Genomic DNA, 572 nt, shown 5'->3' on the forward strand with positions numbered 1-572 from the left:
CGCTTCGAGGACGCTTTCGGGGATGAGGTCGGTTTCAATAATTTTGCGCTCGACAGGAATGAGCCGGTCGCGCACGAAGCGTTCAAGCTGTATCAAGAATTGTTCGAAGACTTCTGCATCCATGCTGGCGTTGCTCATCGGTTACCTGTCAGATTGGATCATAAGGAAAGACATGCGCCGAGACTTCATCGGCGCGCGCGAAGCTGCTGCGAAACGAAGGTACAAGCTCGTGGGCAATTGCCTCCGGCGTCCAGCCCTCGACCTTGGTCATCGACCGGATCGGTCGGGGCTTGCAAAACAGGGCGATTTCATTCTTGCGAACCGCGAAAATCTGGTTCGTCACGTCCCTGGACAGGTCGGATGCCAGATAGGCAACCAGCGGCGCGATCTTGTCTGCCGACATGGATTGCAACCGTTGGACACGTTCGTGTTCGGCAGGCGTTGTCACGGGAATTGACGAGGTCATGCGGCTCCACGCAAAAGGCGCGATGCAGTTCGAGCGGACGCCAACCCGCGCCATGTCGAGCGCGATAGACTGCGAAAGCGCGACGACGGCCAACTTTGCCGCCGAA

Annotated in this window: 1 protein-coding gene; it reads right to left on the reverse strand. The window is 57.9% G+C overall.

Annotated elements, in window-relative coordinates; genetic code table 11:
• Nucleotides 1-148: 148 nt before the first annotated feature.
• Nucleotides 149-572 (reverse strand): SDR family oxidoreductase (locus NZK81_RS21445; protein ID WP_260047988.1); only part of this gene is annotated, 424 nt, incomplete at its 5' end.

The sequence above is a fragment of the Novosphingobium mangrovisedimenti genome (genome assembly GCF_025153475.1).
Taxonomy (GTDB): domain Bacteria; phylum Pseudomonadota; class Alphaproteobacteria; order Sphingomonadales; family Sphingomonadaceae; genus Novosphingobium; species Novosphingobium mangrovi_A.